The sequence below is a fragment of the Nocardia thailandica NBRC 100428 genome, from assembly GCF_000308795.1.
GTDB classification, from domain to species: domain Bacteria; phylum Actinomycetota; class Actinomycetes; order Mycobacteriales; family Mycobacteriaceae; genus Nocardia; species Nocardia thailandica.
Map to the genome: position 1 here is coordinate 11,890 of NZ_BAGK01000167.1, position 15,405 is coordinate 27,294.

Here is a 15,405-nt window from a genome sequence, read left to right on the forward strand (position 1 = left end):
GAATCAGCTCCCTCGCGCCGTGGTCGTCAGGGCGCGCAGATCCTTGATCTGCTGCGCCTTCCGGTACGCCTCGGCGACATCGCTGGTCTGGATGAAGATGTTGGTGGTGTTGTCGGTCGTGGTCTGGGTCATCGACCCGCCCGTGCCCGTCGTCTTGGTGATCGTGTCCGCGGCACCCGCGGCCGTCTGGCCGGCGTTGTAGTAGCCCGCCTGCGCCAACGTCGAGCTCGAATCAGCGTTCGTGGCCTTCGACTTGACGTAGGGATCCCAGGAGTTCTCCTTGTAGTCCTTGATGGCGGAATACAAGGGGATGTTGCGGGGGTCCGGGGCGCCGACCACGTTGAGGGCGTCCTCGATCTGGCCGTCGGAGAACGCCGTCCAGATGGTGGAGAGGTGCTTTTCGCCCTTGGTCTTGAGCGTGTCCCAGGTGTCCAGGCTGCTGCTCGAGCTGCTCGACGACGAGCTGCTGGAGCCCGTGCCGCTGCTCGTGCCAGTGCCGGTGCCGGTCAGGGTGTTGGTGTCCAGCGGCTGCTGCAGGGTCTTGGCCTGCGAGCCGTCGGTGCCCTGATTGCCCGTAAAGAACCCCAGGGTGTTGTCGGCGGCCTGCTGCAGCATCTTCCACTGCGGATTCGTGAGCACGGCCTCGGGCAGCCCGGAGGCGTTCCAGCCGAACGTGCCGTGGGGGAAGATGCCGCCCTGGTCGTAGCCGTGGCCTTTGCCCCACATCGTGGTGAGGTCCATGCCGTACTTCGACTTGTAGTAGCGCAGCGCCGCGACCATGTTGGCCATCGGGTCCGTGCGGTCATCCGGCAGCGACGGGTCGCGGAAGGCCGCGAACGTGCCGGGAATGACCTGCAGCAAGCCCTGGGCTTCGTTGCCGCCCGAGTTGACGTCCTGGACGCCCTGGATGATCGACGGGTTGCCGCCGGACTCGGACTGGATCTGCGCCATCATGGCGTTGACCTGCGCCGGGTCGTCGGCGTTGAAGCCCTCGCGGCGCATAGCGGCGATCGCCATGTCGCGCCACTGCTCCACACCAGCGGTGGGGTTGTAGTTCGCTCCCCCGCCGCCCGAACCGGAGCCGAGGACCTTGCTGGCGATCGAGTCGACCAGCTTCAGCGCGAACGCCTTCGGGATCTTCCCTGCCTCGCCCATGCCGTCGATCTCCGGGATCGCATTGGCCGCGGTCCGGAGCGGGTTGATCAGCAAGTTGTTGGCGAGGGTGTTCTTGCCCGAGTTGATCGCCCCGCCGATGGCCGAGCCGATGCGGGCGAAGATGTTGCGCTTCTCCTCGTCGGAGAGGTTGCCGAGGAAGTCGGCGTTCGCCCAGTGGACGTGGTCCATGTGCTGGGAGTTCGTCGGCTCGCCGTAGTTCAGCGGCGCCCCGTTTTTGAGGTTCTGCCAGCCGTTGAGCGGCCAGTGGATCAGCTCGCTCGACTGCGGATAGGTGGTGTAGATCCAGCGGGCGATCTCGTCCATGGGGCCGGCAAGGTCGATCGCCTTGCCCTGCATGTGGTAGTCGTATCCGCTACCGACATCGGCGAACCGCTTGCCGGAGGTGAGGATGGCACCAGGGATCGCGGAGCGGACCAGGTCCCACAGCTGCGACTGGATCGGGTCCAGCGGGTCGCTGGTGGAGACGATGCCGCCGTCGGCGTAGCCGGGCGCGCCGTCACCATGCTGCTTGGACTGCTTGCCGCCCGACGCGAGCGCGGCCTTACGCATCCCGTACATCGCCTCGTGACCGCCCGCGGCGGCCACCTCGTCGGCGGTCCACACGTGCTCACCGGCCGACAGCCGGTACAGGCCCGCCTTGTCCTCCTTCGGGCCGCCGGGCCCGGTGACCTGCCCGGAGAAGTTCGAGCCGCCGGGACCACCGCGCCAACGACCGGGGATCGGGGTCGCTGACTTCGGGGACTTTTCAGCGCCGGACTGTGTCTCGGCGACGTGGTCCAGCGGCTCCCATTTCGGCAGCCCGAGCTTGTCGGCGACCTTGTTCCAGATGTCTCCGAACCCGTTGAGCTTGTCGATCACCATGTTGATCGGGCCCGCGAATTTGCTCGGCAGCTTCGCGATCTGCAGGCCGATGTCGTCGACCAGCGTGCCGAAGAAATCCTTCAGCTGACCAGCGCGTTCCTTGAATTTTTCGAAACCGTTGACACCCGCGAGGTCGGCGAGGTAGCCGATACCCTTCTCGGTCATGTCCTTCAGGGACAGCTGGCCGTCGTCGGTGAACGCCGAGATCGCCGCGGACAGCCCAGGGAACTTGTCCTTGAAGGCGTCGAGCACGCCAGAGGCCTTGTCGCCGAGCCAGTCCTGGAACTTGCCGGCGGTCACCTCCAGGCTGAAGTTGAGCTCGGCCAGCCAGCCGGCCGCCTTGATGACGCCCTTGCCGATCTTCTCGCCGAGCCATTCACCGATGTCGGTGCCGACGGCGTAGGCCGCCTTGCTGAGGAGGACGAACGGGGAGTAGTTCCAGCCGCCCGACAGGATGCCGCCAGCGATCTCCTTGGCCTTGTCGGTCAGGGACTTTTCGACCTCGACGGGATCACCGTTCTCGTCGAGAATGGGGTTGCCGTTCTCGTCTGTCAGGGTCTTCTTGTCGGTGAACATGCCGCCGAGGACCTTGCCGATCGGCGAGTCCTTGATGTCGCCGGTCAGCTGGTTCCAGAAGCGGATGGCCTTGTCGATGCCGTTGACGATGGCTTCGACGGTGGTCTTGACCTCGGTAAAGAAGTCCTTGATCTTCTGTTGGCCCTCGGGCGACTTGGCCCAGTCGGACCATTCGGTGAGCTTGTTCACCAGCTTGTCGAGCCAGGACTCGCCGACGTCGTCGGAGCCCCGGAAGATCGACCATATGAGCGAGCCGACCTTCTTCAGGATGTTCCAGAGCTTGCGCGCGGTGTCGAGGCTGTCCTGGATGAAGTCCTTGAAGCTGGCCTGGCCCTCGGGGGATTCAGCCCATTCGCGGAAGCGCTGCATGGTGTCGGCGAAGGACTGCGCGCCGGAAGGCATCCAGTTCGAGCCGACGCCCGCGAGGGCGAGCATGCCTGCGACCAGGTCGGCGATGCCGTCGATGACGGGGCCGATCGACTTGGCGATGTTGTCGAAGATCTGGGCGACCGTGTTCTTGCGGCCCTCATCGTCGAACAACTGCATCGCGCGGATGACGCCTTCGCGGATCGCGGTGGCGACCTTGGACATGCCGGTCGACAGGGTCGACGACCAGCCGTTGACGAAGTTCGCGACCTTGTCGTCCAGGTTGTTCCCGAACAGGGCTTCTTGGACGTCTTGCTTGATCTGCTTGAGGGTCGGCTTGACCTTGTCGATCCAGGTCTGCACGAACTCCCGCGCGGCCGGCGAGAGTTTCCCGAGCGCGCGTTCGAAGTCCTCGACGCTGTCGCTGGTGTCCGACATCGCCCGCGCGAGTTCCTTCTGCGCGTCAGCGAGGTTCGCGTTGGCGTCGGCGAGAGACTGCTGGGCGTCGACCAGCGCCTCTTGAGCGGTGACCTCTGCCTCGGCAGCGGCCGCGACGCGCTCCTGCGCGGCGACGACACCGTCAGCACCCTCGACACCCTTCTGGTTGGCCTCGATCGCCCTCTCCGCAAGCTCTTTCGAGTTGCGGATGGTGTCTTCCTGGTCCTGAAGGGCCTTTTCGTAGTTGTACTGGGCGCGGGCGCGTTCGGTGGCAGTGGAGGTGGAGTCCTTGAGCGTCTTGTCCAGCTCTTCCTTCGCCTCGGCGACGGAGATCGCGGCGCCCTGCTCGTCGAGCTTGGTGCGGCCTAGCTCGCGGTTGAGGTCCTCGAGCTCCTTGCGGGCGTCCTTGCGGGCCTCGGTCAGCGCCTTCTGCGCGGCCAGGGACTCTTTCTGGGCGTCGCGGACGCCCTTCTCGGCCGAGGCGACGCCGCGCTGCGCCGAAGTGACGCTGCGTGCCGCCGACGCGGCTGACTTCTGGGCCGACTCCACCGCTTTCGCGTGCGCCTCGGCGTCCTTCGCGGCGTTGTCCTCGACCTTCGAGTAGGCGGTGAAGGCGTCGCCGATGCCGGACACGCCCGTGATGACCGTGGCCAGGACGCCGGCGAGACCGGCGACCGCGGCGGGGATCAGGGCGATCACGCCGGCGGCCTGCACGACCTGGCCGATCAGCGGCACGAGCGAGACGGCGGCCAGCGCGATCAGGGCGACCTTGGCGACACCGGCCAGCGTCGACATCGAGAAAAGGTTGCTGGCGACGGACTGTAGGGAGTCCACGGCGGCCGAGCGGAAGCCCTGCCAGGCGGCCGACATCGAGGCGACGATGGAGTTCTGGCGGGAGCGGGAGCGGTCGACGTTGCGGTGCGATTCCGCCTCGCGGCCCAGCGCGCGGGAGACGGCGCTGCTGGCGTCGGCGGCGTCGCGGGAGGCGCGCGTCAGCCGGTTCTGGGAGGCGACCCGCTCGGACTCGGTCGACGCGGTGCGCGACATCATCTCGCGGTGGCGTGCCTCGGCCAGCGACGCGCGGTCGTTCGCGGTCGACAGGTCGTTCTGGGCGCGGGTGACGCGCGCGGCAGCAGCCGCCCGGTCGTCCGCGGTCGACCCCGAGTTCGCGAGGGTGCGGTTGTAGTTGTCTTCGGCCTCGCGCAGGGCGTTGGTCGCGCTCAGCTGCGAGGACAGGGCGCGTTGCAGGGCCTGGCCGGCCGAGAGCCGCTGTGATTCGCTGGTCGCTTCGCGCGACATCAACTCGTTGTGGCGGGTCCGGGCCTCGGTGAGCCGATTCACCGCGTCGGTCTGCTGCTGGTAGGCGCGCGACAGTTCGTTGGTGGCGGTCGCGCGGTCAGCGACAGCCGAGTCGACATCGGCGCGGCGGTTCTCCCGATCGGCGCGCACAGCCCGGAACGGGCGAGTGAAAATATTGCCGCGCACCGTGGTCCCGGCCGCGCGCGTCGCCGAGCGCACAGCGCTGCGGGTGCCGGAGATCCGGTCCCCGACAGAGCCTGCGAGGTGGCGCAGGGCCATCAGCTGGGCAATCGCCGCGGCGGAGTCGATGTTGACGTTCATCGTCAGCGGCTGCGCGGCGACAGTGGCCCGGAACACGGCCAGTTGGGCGTGCGCGTCGGAGAAGTCGAGCTGCACGCGCAGCTCGGCAGCCGGCAGGCTCTCTTTGAGGGCGCGGATCTTCTGCCGCAGCCCGGCCTCGGACAGCTTCATCGTGACCGTGGCCTCGACACCGGCCGCGGCCGCGTTGACCTTGCCGCGCAGCGCGGTGGTGAAGCCCGGCGCCAGGGTGGGCGCGAACTTGACCTTGCCGGTGACCTTCTCGGCTTCCAGCGCGGCCGACGCCTTGAGCGTGGACCGGAACTTCGGGGCCAGCTTGTGGCCGAAGACGATGTCGGCGCCGGCCTTCTCGGCGGCGGCCTTCGCGTCCTTCTTGAGGCTGGTGGCGAAGCCCTTCGCCAGCTTGTGCCGGAATTCGATGCTCTGCCCGGCCTGCTCGGCGGCCTTCTTCGCGTCCGCTTTCAGGTCGGTCGTGAAGCCCTTGGCCAGCTTCGGCCGGAAGGCGATGTCGGTGGCGCCGGCCTTCTCTGCGGCTTCCTTGGCGAGCCGCTTGACGTCGGCGTTGAAGCCCTTGGCCAGGGTCGGCTTCAGGGTGACGGCGATCGATTCCTGGATGGGCTTGATCAGCGTCTTCACCTGCGCACGGAAGGCGTCGGCGAGCTTCGGCTTGAGGCTCAGGTAGGCGGTGCCCGCCTTGTATTCGCCCGGCATGGACACGGGCACCACCACCTGTCTTCAGTTGTTGTCGATGCCGAGAAGCGCGTTCACGGCGTCGGTGAGTTCGATCTTTTCGATGACTTCGCGGAAGTACTGCTCGGCGGTCTGCGGGCGCGGTTCGGGAGGGAACGGCGGCGGCAACTTCCCGCCGAACACGGCGGGCAGCAGTCGCATCAGCTCTTTGAGCAGGTCGATCTGGCGCAGCTGCAGCAGGATCGACATGGAGTAGCCCTGCGGCGCGATCCGCTCGCGGGTCTCGGGCAGTGGCTGCTGGGCGCGCTCGTAGCCGATCTCCTCGTCCATCGCGACGGCGGACTGGTACCAGGAGTCGAGCGGGAAGCGGCGCAGGAACCGGTAGAGCTGCGGCCAGGGCCGGGTACCGCGGTGGTAGTCACCGAGGTCGACCCCCAGGCGTTCCTGGAGGTCGAATTCGATTTCGTCCCCGTACTCCTCGATGAGGAGGACGAGGGCTACTCGCCCCCCGGCAGGTCACCCGCCTCGTCGCCGGGCACCGCGTTGAAGTGCTCGTTCATGTCCGAGATGAGCGCGAACAGCACCTCGGCGGGCTCGTCGCGGATGATCTCCCACACCCGCTCGTAGGCGTCGCCGCAGATCGCGGCGATCAGACGGCGCAGGTGCGCGCTGTCGATGCCGCCCTTGGCGTCGATCATCTCGGCCAGCGCGGTGGCGCGCTCGACGGTGTCGGGGGCGGTGATCAGGATCGGCGGATCCACGGCGTCGAACGCGTACGGTTCGCGGGGGGTGCGGTTGGCGCGGGCCTCGTCGCGCATGGTGGCCCAGCGCGACTTCGCGGTAGGGACGATCTTCTTCGCAGCCATCTGTGTTTCTCCTGGCAGAGGGGGTTACTTGCTGGTCTTGGGGTCCGGCTTGGCGGCGACCGGCTTGCGGTCGGCCTCCCGCGCCGGGGCGGGCGCCGGGGTGCGCTCGGGCTCGGGGGTGTAGCCGCGGGCGAGCAGCTGTTCGCGTTCGACGGCCGAGCCGACGCGCACGCAGACGCCGTCGGGCGAGACGAGACGAATGGGGTTGAATGCCATGGGGTTTCGCTCCTGGCTGTGCCCTGGCGGAAGAGTGGGGTGGGGGCCTGCCCCGCGCGCGGCCAGGAATCACGCGCGGGGCGGCGGCTCAGGGAGCGATCAGGCGTAGGTGACCGCGTAGGCGGTCGACGGGCCGGTCGCGTTGGTGACGATCACGTTGTGGCTGCCCGCGGTCTTGGCCGGGGTCGTGATAGCCAAAGTGGTGTCGTTGACGATCGTGAAGTCGGTCGCGGCGGTGCCGCCGACGGTGACACCCGTGACGCCGGTGAAGTGGGCGCCGAGCAGGACCACGCTCTCGCCACCGGCCGCGGCGAGGTTGCCCGCCGGCAGGTGTGAGGTGATGGTCGGGACCGACGCGGTCGCGGCGAAGCCCATGTCGGCCAGGATCGGCGCGATGCCGGGGCCGCACAGGACGTGCTTGACGGCGTAGCCGAGGTCCTCGTCGATCTTGGCGCTCCACGTGACGTTGTAGGCGAGCGCGTTCTCCTGGGACCAGGTCTGCTCGCCGACCTGGGTGACGGTCGCGCGCGGCAGGATCCGCAGGTAGTAGATGGCGTTCGCGCCGGCGCCGTCGACCAGGCCGACGATCACCCGGTGGTAGCGGGTCTCGGGCGCGGTCGGGTCGGTGAAGCTGAATTCCTTGGTCGTCGCGTCGGCGACGACGGTCGACAGGTCGACACCGGAGTACAGCTCCAGGGTGCGGCGCTTGGTCTCGAGCAGGGTCGCGGCGACCGTGGTCTTGCGGGTGATGATGTCGGTGCGGGGCGGCTCGAGCGCACCCCACGCCTCCACGTCCGAGCTCTCGACCTCGGGGGTGAAGGTGGGCGGGGCGCCCTTGTCGATCAGGCCGAGCGAGTCGAAACCGGCACCGGCCAGGCCCTGGAACTCGGCGCTCACGCCGGAGGTGAAGGCGGTCGGGACGGTCGCGCTCATGTCGCCGATCAGGACGAAGCCCTTGTTCGGCCGACGGATCAGGCTGGGGTTCCAGTTCGCGACCTCGTCGAAAGTGACAGCAGGCATTGAGAATTCCTTGAATTGGGCACGCCACAGAGCCCGCGCATGGGCGGGAGGCGGTGCCGGGGAGAGGTGTCAGCCGCGAGGGCGGCGATAGGAGAGGCGCACGGTAGCGGTGACGCCGCGGTCGTCGCGCCGCAGAGGCGGCATGAATCGGCCACCGGTCTGCTCGTCGGCGGTGTCGATCAGGTAGCCGCCCGGCGCGGTGTTGCCGGCGGCGAGGATGCGTTCCTGCCCGGCCGAGCGCATCGCCTTGGATGCCTCGCGGGTGGCGGCGACGTACTCGATGTCGATCACCGGGGCGTCGACGATCTCGGTGGCTCGGCCGCCGACGCGGGTGACGAAGATGTACGGGGCCTCGATCTGGTCGGATTCGAAGGTCACGACGGGGGCGATGTCGTCGAGCAGGGCCCGCATGACCTCGTCGAACTCGGGAAACGGGGGCATCATGCTCAGCCCTCCACGTCTCGGATGAAGTCGCGCATCACATGCTCGGGACGGTTGAAGCGGGTGCCGTGCTCACGGAAGCGGGCGTAATAGCCCCAGGCCAGCACGATCCCCTCCAGGACAGGTGCGTCCTCGGCGGCCTGGACGTAGGCCTCGATGTGGGTGGCGTTGAAGCCGGTCTTCCAGCGGACGCTGCGCGTCCACCTGTCCGCGCCCTGCTCGGCGACCTCCTGCAGGAAGTCGCCCAGTTCGGCGCTGTCCTGCAGGAAGATGTCGAGGTCGTGGTCACTGCCGTCGAACTCCACTGCCACCGTCCTTCGCGATCACGAAGCGCACGCCGGCCACCCAGCCGGTGAACCCGTTGGGTGCCAAGCGGACCTGGCCGTCGATGACGAAGACGCGGCCGTCGGGCAGCCGGATACGGTCGCCGTCGAGGACGTCGGAGCCGACCGGCGCGGTCACGCGCGCGGTCAGGGTGAGCTGCTCGCCGGAGGTGTTGTCCTCGCTGTCGGTCAGCCACTTCAGGTCGCAGGGGCCGATCTGGTGCTCGGTTTCGGCGGCGGCGACCAGGTCGCCTTGCCAGTCGCGGGCGTTCGCGGTGCCGGTGCGGATGACGGTGAGCATCGTCCCGCCCGGATATCGGGGGGCTGGGTAGTTCACCATGTGTTCGGGCTCCGGGAGGCGAGTCCGGCGTTGCGCAGGATCAGCAGGGCGGCCGTGTGCAGGCGGTTGAGTGCCTGGTCGATCTCGGCGCCGGTGATGGTGTCGCCGTAGGTGACCGAGCCGCCGTCGGCGGTCTGGGAGGCGATGGCGAGTTCGCGGCCGACGCTGCCGGCGGCCGGGTCGATGCCGGCGAGCGACCACATCGCGGCCTGCGCGCAGGTCGCGTCCCGGAATGCTTCAGCGACGACGGTGTCGGCGGGCAGGCCGGTGGGGTCGGTGTCGTAGCGGTCGCACATGGTGGCGCGGCGCACCAGGATCGACGCGAACCGGATCAGCAGGGCGGCGTTGGCGGGTACCGTGCCGGTCAGCCAGGCGCCGTCGATCAGGTCGTCGGGTGCGGCGTAGATCAGCACGGCCATCGCTCAGGACGCCTTGGCGCCGCGCCGGGCCGCAGTCGACTTGGCCGCGGGCTTCGCCTCCGGTTCCGGTTGAGGCTCGGGGGCCTCGTCGGAGTCGCCGACCGGCTCCGGCTCGGACTCGGGGGCTGGCGGCGGGACGGGAGCGGGCTTCGGCTTGGCCGGTGCGGGGATCTCGGTCCACCACGCCCAGTCGAGCAGATCCGGCCGCGGGTCCTCGGACTCGATGACCCAATCGGGATCGTGCAGGTATCGATAGAAATAGGGCACTACGGCTCTCCAGAGGTGTTGGCAGGCAGCCACTCCCCCGCGCCGCCCCAAGGACGGCGCGGGGTGGCTATCAGGCCTGCAGCGGGCCGCGCAGCAGCACGGAGCGGTTGGCGTCCAGCGTCGACACGCCGTAGAGGATGTCGAAGCTGATGACGTCCTTCTTGTACTTCTGGTCGTAGGCGCGGGTCACACGCAGGCTGATGCCCTTGTACGACTCGATCGCGTACCAGTGCTGGCCGTCGAGCGGGCGCGGCATCGGCACCGAAGTGAAGGTCCACGCCGACTCGTGGAAGCACAGACCGACCTCGGTGGTCGGCTGGCCCGACGCCGGAGACGTCGCCGGCTGCACGATGTTCTGCGTCATGTAGGCGTCGACACCGAACAGGTTGCGGCCGATCGAGCCCTGACGCAGCGCCTCGGTCGAACCGGACTGGTCGGCGCGCTTCAGCAGATCGGAGTTCAGCCACTTCGCGCGGGCGGTCGGGCCCACGACAGCGTGACGGCCCATGGTGGGCACGTTCTTGATGTCGAGCTGGCGGCCCGCCTCGATCAGGACCTCCGGCTTGTCCCACTCGAAACCGGCCGGGGTGACGCCGGCGAACTGGGTCGTGTTGGCCTTGATGTGGGCGATGATCGCGCGGTCGACGTGCTGGGCCAGGGCCTCAGCCGCGGGCGCGGCGATCTGGGTCTCCATCGACTCCAGCTCCAGCAGCGCCTGCTCAGAGGTGACCTCGAGCGAGACGTCGGCGATCTTGTCGAGCTTGACGGGCACGCTCGACTCGGTCGCATCCTGGATCTGGATGCCGTTGGCCCGGTTGAACAGCGACGCGGTCAGGACGGCCGGCTTGCGGACGTTGACGGTGTCGCCGACCTTGGCGTTGGTGAACTCGGAGCTGTAGCCGGTGTGGACCAGCGGCAGCATCACGAGATTTTCGTACAGGTTCGCGAGAACCTGACGCGCGATAACATCGGGCGTCAGGAAAGTGTTAGCCAACTTGGGCTCCTATTTCAGAACCCGTCGCGTTCGCGCTTTTCGCGCTTCGCCTGACGGATTTCATCGACGGTGGGGTTGCCGCGCGTCTTGGACGCGGCATTGCCTCCGGAGAGGTCTCCGCCGCTGCGAGGAGCCGCCGCCTGGGCAGCCGTCTTCTTCAGCTTCGGATTGGACTCGACGGCCGCAGAAACGACTTCCGCCACCTGGGCCAGGTAGTCGTCGGCATTCGTGTCGAGTTTCGCGACGGCCTCGGTGACCTTGCGGGAATCGAGGATCGCGTCGAGGTCGCCATCGTTCGCCTTCGCGGCGGCCGAAATGGCGTCTTTGCGTGCGTATTCGCGGAGCTTCTCGGCGAAGGAGTCGCGTTCGGCAGCGAAGTCCGCTGCCTGCTTCTCGGCGGCCTTGAGCAGCTCGGCGGGGTCGGGTTCGGCCGGGTCGAGGCCGAGGGTTTCGCGCAGCTTCTCCACGAGCTCGGTGGTGGCCTTCTTCGCGGCTTCCTGAGCTGCGGCTTCGGCCTTCTCGTTGCCCTTCACGCGGTTGGCGGCAGCTTCCTTGCGGAGCTTGTCGACCTCGCGGTTGAGGCGAGCGATCTCGGGATCGGCTTCGGTCTTGGTCGACTCGGTGTCGGCCTGGGTGGTCTCGGTGACCTGATCATCGCCACCGGGCGCCTGGGTTTCCGTTTCCGTGGTCGACGCCTCGGTGGCGTCGCTGGTTCCGGTCGTGGTGCTTTCCTGAGTGGTGGCTTCGTCAGCCATGAATGTGCCTCCTGGACACGCAGAAACACCCGTCGGCAACCTGGCCAATACGGGTGTTGAAATGACGAAACCCCCAGGGCCACAGGCCAGAACTGGGGGTCGGAAGTACCCGCTGTCGCGGGAAGTGTTCAGTTATTCGGAGCGGAAGTTAAAGGACTCGAACCCTGCGGCATTCACCGCCCCCGGCTTTCAAGGCCGGTTTTTCCCCTGCGGAGGTAACTTCCATTTGGCTGGCCCGCCAGGATTCGAACCTGGACGAAGAGAGTCAGAATCTCTCATGCTGCCGATTACATTACGGGCCGATAGCAGGCTCGCCAGGTTTCGAACCTGGACTCACCGAGTCAAAGTCGGGCGTGCTGCCGTTACACCACGAGCCTCGGGAAGGCTAGCGGGATTGGCCCATGAACAGTGCCCACAGCTGCTCCTGCGCCGCACGGGCGCGGGAGCCATCGAGCTGGGACGCGAACTCGGCGCGGGCGCGCTCGATCAGTTCCGCCGGCACCGTCGGTGCCGCTTCGGCGACCCGGTTCAGTGCGAAGCTGACCTCGACGTCGTAGGGCTCGGAGGACACACGCATGCCGCGGGTGGCGGCCTCCAACGAGATGTCGAACTGGCGGCGCAGATCCGCCGGCGACACCGACACGGGCTTCGTCCTCACGGTGCACCTCCTCCGAGTTCGTCCATCAGCAGCTTGTACAGGACTTTAGCAGGGGCGCTGGCGTTGTCGCCGTTGTTTTTCACGTCGGTGAACGCCTCGGCGAGCGCTTCGGGCGGGTTCACTGAGCCGTCGCGGAAGGAGTATCCGCTGAGCTTGTGCAGCCAGGCCGATAGCAGCGCCTCACGCTGTTCGAAGGTGAGGTTCGGGTCCAGCTGGTGGGTATTGAAGAAGTGGTTGTACAGCGCCATGACCGCGTTCATGCGTGGACGCTGCTGGGCCTGGTTGTCGAGTACGTGGGCCCACTCGTGCACGATCGTGGAGTACACCGGTCGGCGGCTGCTGTTGGGGGTGTGCCAGCCGCGGTTCTCACTGCCCTGCTTACTTGCCAGAAAGAGGGCGTAGCTGCGAGCGAAGCGCAGGTTCAGCACCATCTCGGTGGAGCCGCCGTTCTGGAGCACGTCGGGGGCTTGGCGTACAAAGGCCAGGACGTAGCGAGGATCGGCGGCGACGTCCTGAGGGACTTCCCCGATCCGAACTGCGTCGAGCCGAGCGCTCGGGTATTCGGCGATCATGTCTTCCAGGGCGCGGGCATACTCCTGGGCGACAGCGAGATCGACTCCCTTGGTGTCGAACCCGGTGACCTCGAAGCCGTGGCGTTGCCGCAGGATCTCGCCGACTTCGGCGGGGGTGCGGGCGTCGTCGTACGGCGACGGCGGGATCTGCTGTGCGGTCAGGGTGCGGCGGGCTGCGCGCTCCTTCAGCCGGCGCGCCAGGATCGGGTCGGCGCCGGTGGTCATCGCGTCGACGCGGGCGGTGACGCGGTCGCTACGTTGCGCGGCAGCGGCGGCGCGGCGGCGGGTGCGTACGGCTTCGCTGACGCGGATCGCGCGCGGCGGGGCGGGGTTGTCCGGCGTCCACACGCGGATGGTGTGGCGGCAGTTCGGGTGGAACAGGCCGCGGGCGCGGGCTTCGGCGAGCGAGCACATGACCTCGACCCGGACGGTTCGGCCGGTGCTGTTGTCGCGGGCGATCGCGCCGGCGGTGCTGCCGGTGATCGAGATGACCTTGCCCTCGAACGGCCTGCATACCTCGCAGGCGCCGGGGACATCGGAGACGATGAACAGGTCATAGCCGGTCGCGACGAGCTGTGCCATGTAGCCGTCGATTTCGGCTTCGCTGATGGCGCCCCGGATCTGGGCCTCGACGTAGGCGACGAGTTCGCGGCGGCGGCCGCGCTGGTCGATCAGGCCGGTGAATCCGCGGCGGGCTTCTCGGCGCATGATGCGGTCCAGGGTGCGTCGGTGGGTGCCGGCGTCGTCGACGCGTTCGTCACGGACGGCTTCCTCAGCGGCGCGGCGCACGGTCTGCTCGGCGGTGCGGGGCAGGCCGCGGTTGACATCGTCGAGGGCTTCCAGGACGCGGTCGATGATCGCGCGGGTGCGGCGGTCGTCGGTGTGTGCCCGCCGGGAGCCGATGTCGTCGCGGGCGGCGGCGGTGCCGTCGGCCCAGGCGCGTTCGATCGCCTCCTGCACGAGCGCGGGTGCGCGGTCTCCGGCGTCGGCGACGATGCGGCGGACCTGCTTGCGGAAGCTGGGCAGGGCGCTCAGGATCCGCAGCAGCCAGCGGCGGCCGAAGCCGTCCAGTCCGAGGATGCGGGCGATCGTCTTCCACAGGGCGAGCTCGACCACCTTGTACAGGCGCACGAGCGGTCCGGCGCCGCGGTCACCGTTGGACGGGGTGAGAGGCATCAGACCTCCGCGTCGTCGTCCGGCTTCTTCGTCGGGGCAGGTTTGCCAGCGGGCTGGCCGAAGGGGTCCTGGCCGTCGCCGGCGGGGTCGAACTCGGCGGTGTGGTCGGGCACCATGACCTCGACCTCGTCCTTGATCCGGGCGACCTCTTCGTCGACCTCGTCGTTGGACCAGTTCGGGTGTGCTTCCCGGACGGCGGTCTCGATCGACATGGCCTGCGCGGCACGGAAGTTCGCGATGGACTGCGACAGCGACAGCAGGTCCTGGTCCACGCGGACCGGGAACTTCATCTCCGGGTCGGCGGTGATCGTGTAGCTGCCGCCGTAGATGGCGCGGTCCAGCTCGAGCATGACGCGGGCCAGCGGTTGCACCGCGGCCTGCCAGTAGAGGATCTTGCGGGCGCGGGTGCGCGCGGAGCGATCCTTGCGGGCCGAGACCTCGGTAGCGGTGATCGCCGCGGTCTCGCCGTCTTCGTCGAAATCACCCGCGCTGTAGCCGGCGGCGCGCAGGATCTGCTTGAGCAGCTTCTCGCAGGTCGCGGCATGCTCCTCGACACGGATCGCGAACTGCTCGGCCTGAACGAGGCGGGTGCCCTTCTCGTCGTTGAGCGCGGCGCCGTCGGCGGGCACGCCGGTGAAGATCTCGCGTTCCTTGTCGAACATCGAACCGGCGCCGGGCCCTTGGTCCTCGAGCAGTTCCTGGGAGACGAACAACCGGGCCTTGGCCAGGTCGAGGTCACGCATCCATGACGACCACGCCTCATCCAGCGCGTCGAAGAGGTGCTCGACGCCTTCGAAGTCGCTACGGCCGAGTGGGGACAGGCCGGGTACGTTGCGCCAGCGGCGGGCCGGACGCACGTTGGGGACGTAGCAGGCAGTCAGGTCCTCGACGCCGGTCGGGATCGAGGATTCGGCGTCGACGAGGTCCGCGGCCCATGCGGTGGCGTCCATCTCGGCCAGCGGCATCCGGCGGCCGATGTTGTCGTCGTCGCCGCAGAACAGCGCGTGCTCGATGCGGCCGGGTTCGTGGTGCTCGAGGTGGCGCCAGGTGCCGCGCTTGTCCTTGCCGACGATGGTCCAGAACGTCACCGCGTGCAGGCGGCCGTAGCGCCATTGCGGGATCGCGCAGTCGGGGGCGACCGCGCTGATCATGACCTTGTCGGTGGCTTCCTGGTCCCACCACAGGCGCAGGAACACCCCGCCGAGGGCGGCCTGGATTTCGGCGGCTTCGAGGAATATGGCGAGGGTGTCGGCGTCGTCGAGCAGCGTGTTGAGGCGTTCCTGCGCGGCTTCGTTGTCGCTGGTGTCGCCCTCGGAGAAAAGCCACGACGGCGGCTGCCCGAACAGCAGGTCGGCGCTGGTGGTTGCCAGGTCCGACGGGGCCGGGATGTGCAGGCGGGCCGTGTCCTCCTGCAGGACCGGGCGGCCCCACCAGAATCGAGCCAGCCGGCCGACGATCCCGCCGCGGAACTGCGATGGGCGCGGGTTGGGGATCAGTCCGCCGGGGCGGTAGATCTCCTGCAGGGCCTCGGTGTCGCCTTCCCACCAGGCCGAGTGGACGAAGTAGCCGTCTTGGGCGGTGTCCCAGGGCTTCGGCGGGAACTTGCCGGAGAATTCGGGCAGCGCCATGCCACC

Annotated in this window: 15 protein-coding genes and 3 tRNA genes; all 18 read right to left on the reverse strand. The window is 68.2% G+C overall.

The features are described 5' to 3' along the window. Positions 1-3: 3 nt before the first annotated feature. Positions 4-5,745: a lytic transglycosylase domain-containing protein gene (locus ON36_RS35890; RefSeq protein ID WP_245558121.1), complete on the reverse strand. Its 5,742-nt coding sequence runs from the start codon at positions 5,743-5,745 to the stop codon at positions 4-6. A gap of 24 nt (positions 5,746-5,769) precedes the next feature. Then, positions 5,770-6,054 (reverse strand): hypothetical protein, encoded by a 285-nt coding sequence (locus ON36_RS17355; protein WP_043654334.1) that lies wholly within the window; start codon positions 6,052-6,054, stop codon positions 5,770-5,772. A gap of 167 nt (positions 6,055-6,221) precedes the next feature. Next, positions 6,222-6,590 (reverse strand): hypothetical protein, encoded by a 369-nt coding sequence (locus tag ON36_RS17360; protein ID WP_157224905.1) that lies wholly within the window; start codon positions 6,588-6,590, stop codon positions 6,222-6,224. 24 nt (positions 6,591-6,614) lie between these two features. After that, on the reverse strand, positions 6,615-6,806 hold the full coding sequence (locus tag ON36_RS17365; RefSeq protein WP_043654340.1) for a hypothetical protein: 192 nt from the start codon (positions 6,804-6,806) through the stop codon (positions 6,615-6,617). A 99-nt stretch (positions 6,807-6,905) separates the two neighbouring features. Further along, positions 6,906-7,826 (reverse strand): IPT/TIG domain-containing protein, encoded by a 921-nt coding sequence (locus ON36_RS17370; protein WP_043654343.1) that lies wholly within the window; start codon positions 7,824-7,826, stop codon positions 6,906-6,908. A gap of 69 nt (positions 7,827-7,895) precedes the next feature. Beyond that, a complete protein-coding gene (locus tag ON36_RS17375; RefSeq protein ID WP_444543630.1) occupies positions 7,896-8,267 on the reverse strand; it encodes a phage tail termination protein in 372 nt (123 codons plus the stop codon). A 5-nt stretch (positions 8,268-8,272) separates the two neighbouring features. Then, positions 8,273-8,572, reverse strand: coding sequence for a hypothetical protein (locus ON36_RS17380; protein WP_043654350.1), 300 nt, complete (start codon positions 8,570-8,572; stop codon positions 8,273-8,275). Beyond that, positions 8,553-8,930 carry a hypothetical protein gene (locus ON36_RS17385; protein ID WP_157224906.1) on the reverse strand — a complete coding sequence of 126 codons (378 nt, stop codon included), beginning with the start codon at positions 8,928-8,930 and terminating at the stop codon, positions 8,553-8,555. The genes ON36_RS17380 and ON36_RS17385 overlap by 20 nt, the downstream gene beginning before the upstream one ends. Beyond that, positions 8,924-9,349 (reverse strand): head-tail connector protein, encoded by a 426-nt coding sequence (locus ON36_RS32800; protein ID WP_052314081.1) that lies wholly within the window; start codon positions 9,347-9,349, stop codon positions 8,924-8,926. The genes ON36_RS17385 and ON36_RS32800 overlap by 7 nt, the downstream gene beginning before the upstream one ends. 3 nt (positions 9,350-9,352) lie before the next feature. Next, positions 9,353-9,616 (reverse strand): hypothetical protein, encoded by a 264-nt coding sequence (locus ON36_RS17395; protein ID WP_043654355.1) that lies wholly within the window; start codon positions 9,614-9,616, stop codon positions 9,353-9,355. A 70-nt stretch (positions 9,617-9,686) separates the two neighbouring features. Next, the gene (locus ON36_RS17400; RefSeq protein WP_043654358.1) at positions 9,687-10,610 is read right to left on the reverse strand and encodes a P22 phage major capsid protein family protein; all 924 of its coding nucleotides are present in this window, start codon (positions 10,608-10,610) and stop codon (positions 9,687-9,689) included. A 14-nt stretch (positions 10,611-10,624) separates the two neighbouring features. Beyond that, positions 10,625-11,365: a hypothetical protein gene (locus ON36_RS32805; protein WP_052314083.1), complete on the reverse strand. Its 741-nt coding sequence runs from the start codon at positions 11,363-11,365 to the stop codon at positions 10,625-10,627. A gap of 142 nt (positions 11,366-11,507) precedes the next feature. Next, positions 11,508-11,589: transfer RNA gene (locus ON36_RS17410), tRNA-Ser, on the reverse strand. 3 nt (positions 11,590-11,592) lie between these two features. Next, positions 11,593-11,667, reverse strand: a tRNA-Gln gene (locus ON36_RS17415). 4 nt (positions 11,668-11,671) lie between these two features. Beyond that, positions 11,672-11,742: transfer RNA gene (locus ON36_RS17420), tRNA-Gln, on the reverse strand. 8 nt (positions 11,743-11,750) lie between these two features. Next, the gene (locus ON36_RS17425) at positions 11,751-12,023 is read right to left on the reverse strand and encodes a hypothetical protein (RefSeq protein WP_157224907.1); all 273 of its coding nucleotides are present in this window, start codon (positions 12,021-12,023) and stop codon (positions 11,751-11,753) included. Beyond that, positions 12,020-13,771, reverse strand: coding sequence for a phage minor capsid protein (locus ON36_RS32810; RefSeq protein ID WP_052314084.1), 1,752 nt, complete (start codon positions 13,769-13,771; stop codon positions 12,020-12,022). Before ON36_RS32810 ends, ON36_RS17425 begins: the two co-directional genes overlap by 4 nt. Beyond that, the gene (locus ON36_RS17435) at positions 13,771-15,399 is read right to left on the reverse strand and encodes a phage portal protein (RefSeq protein WP_052314085.1); all 1,629 of its coding nucleotides are present in this window, start codon (positions 15,397-15,399) and stop codon (positions 13,771-13,773) included. Before ON36_RS17435 ends, ON36_RS32810 begins: the two co-directional genes overlap by 1 nt. Positions 15,400-15,405: the final 6 nt, after the last annotated feature.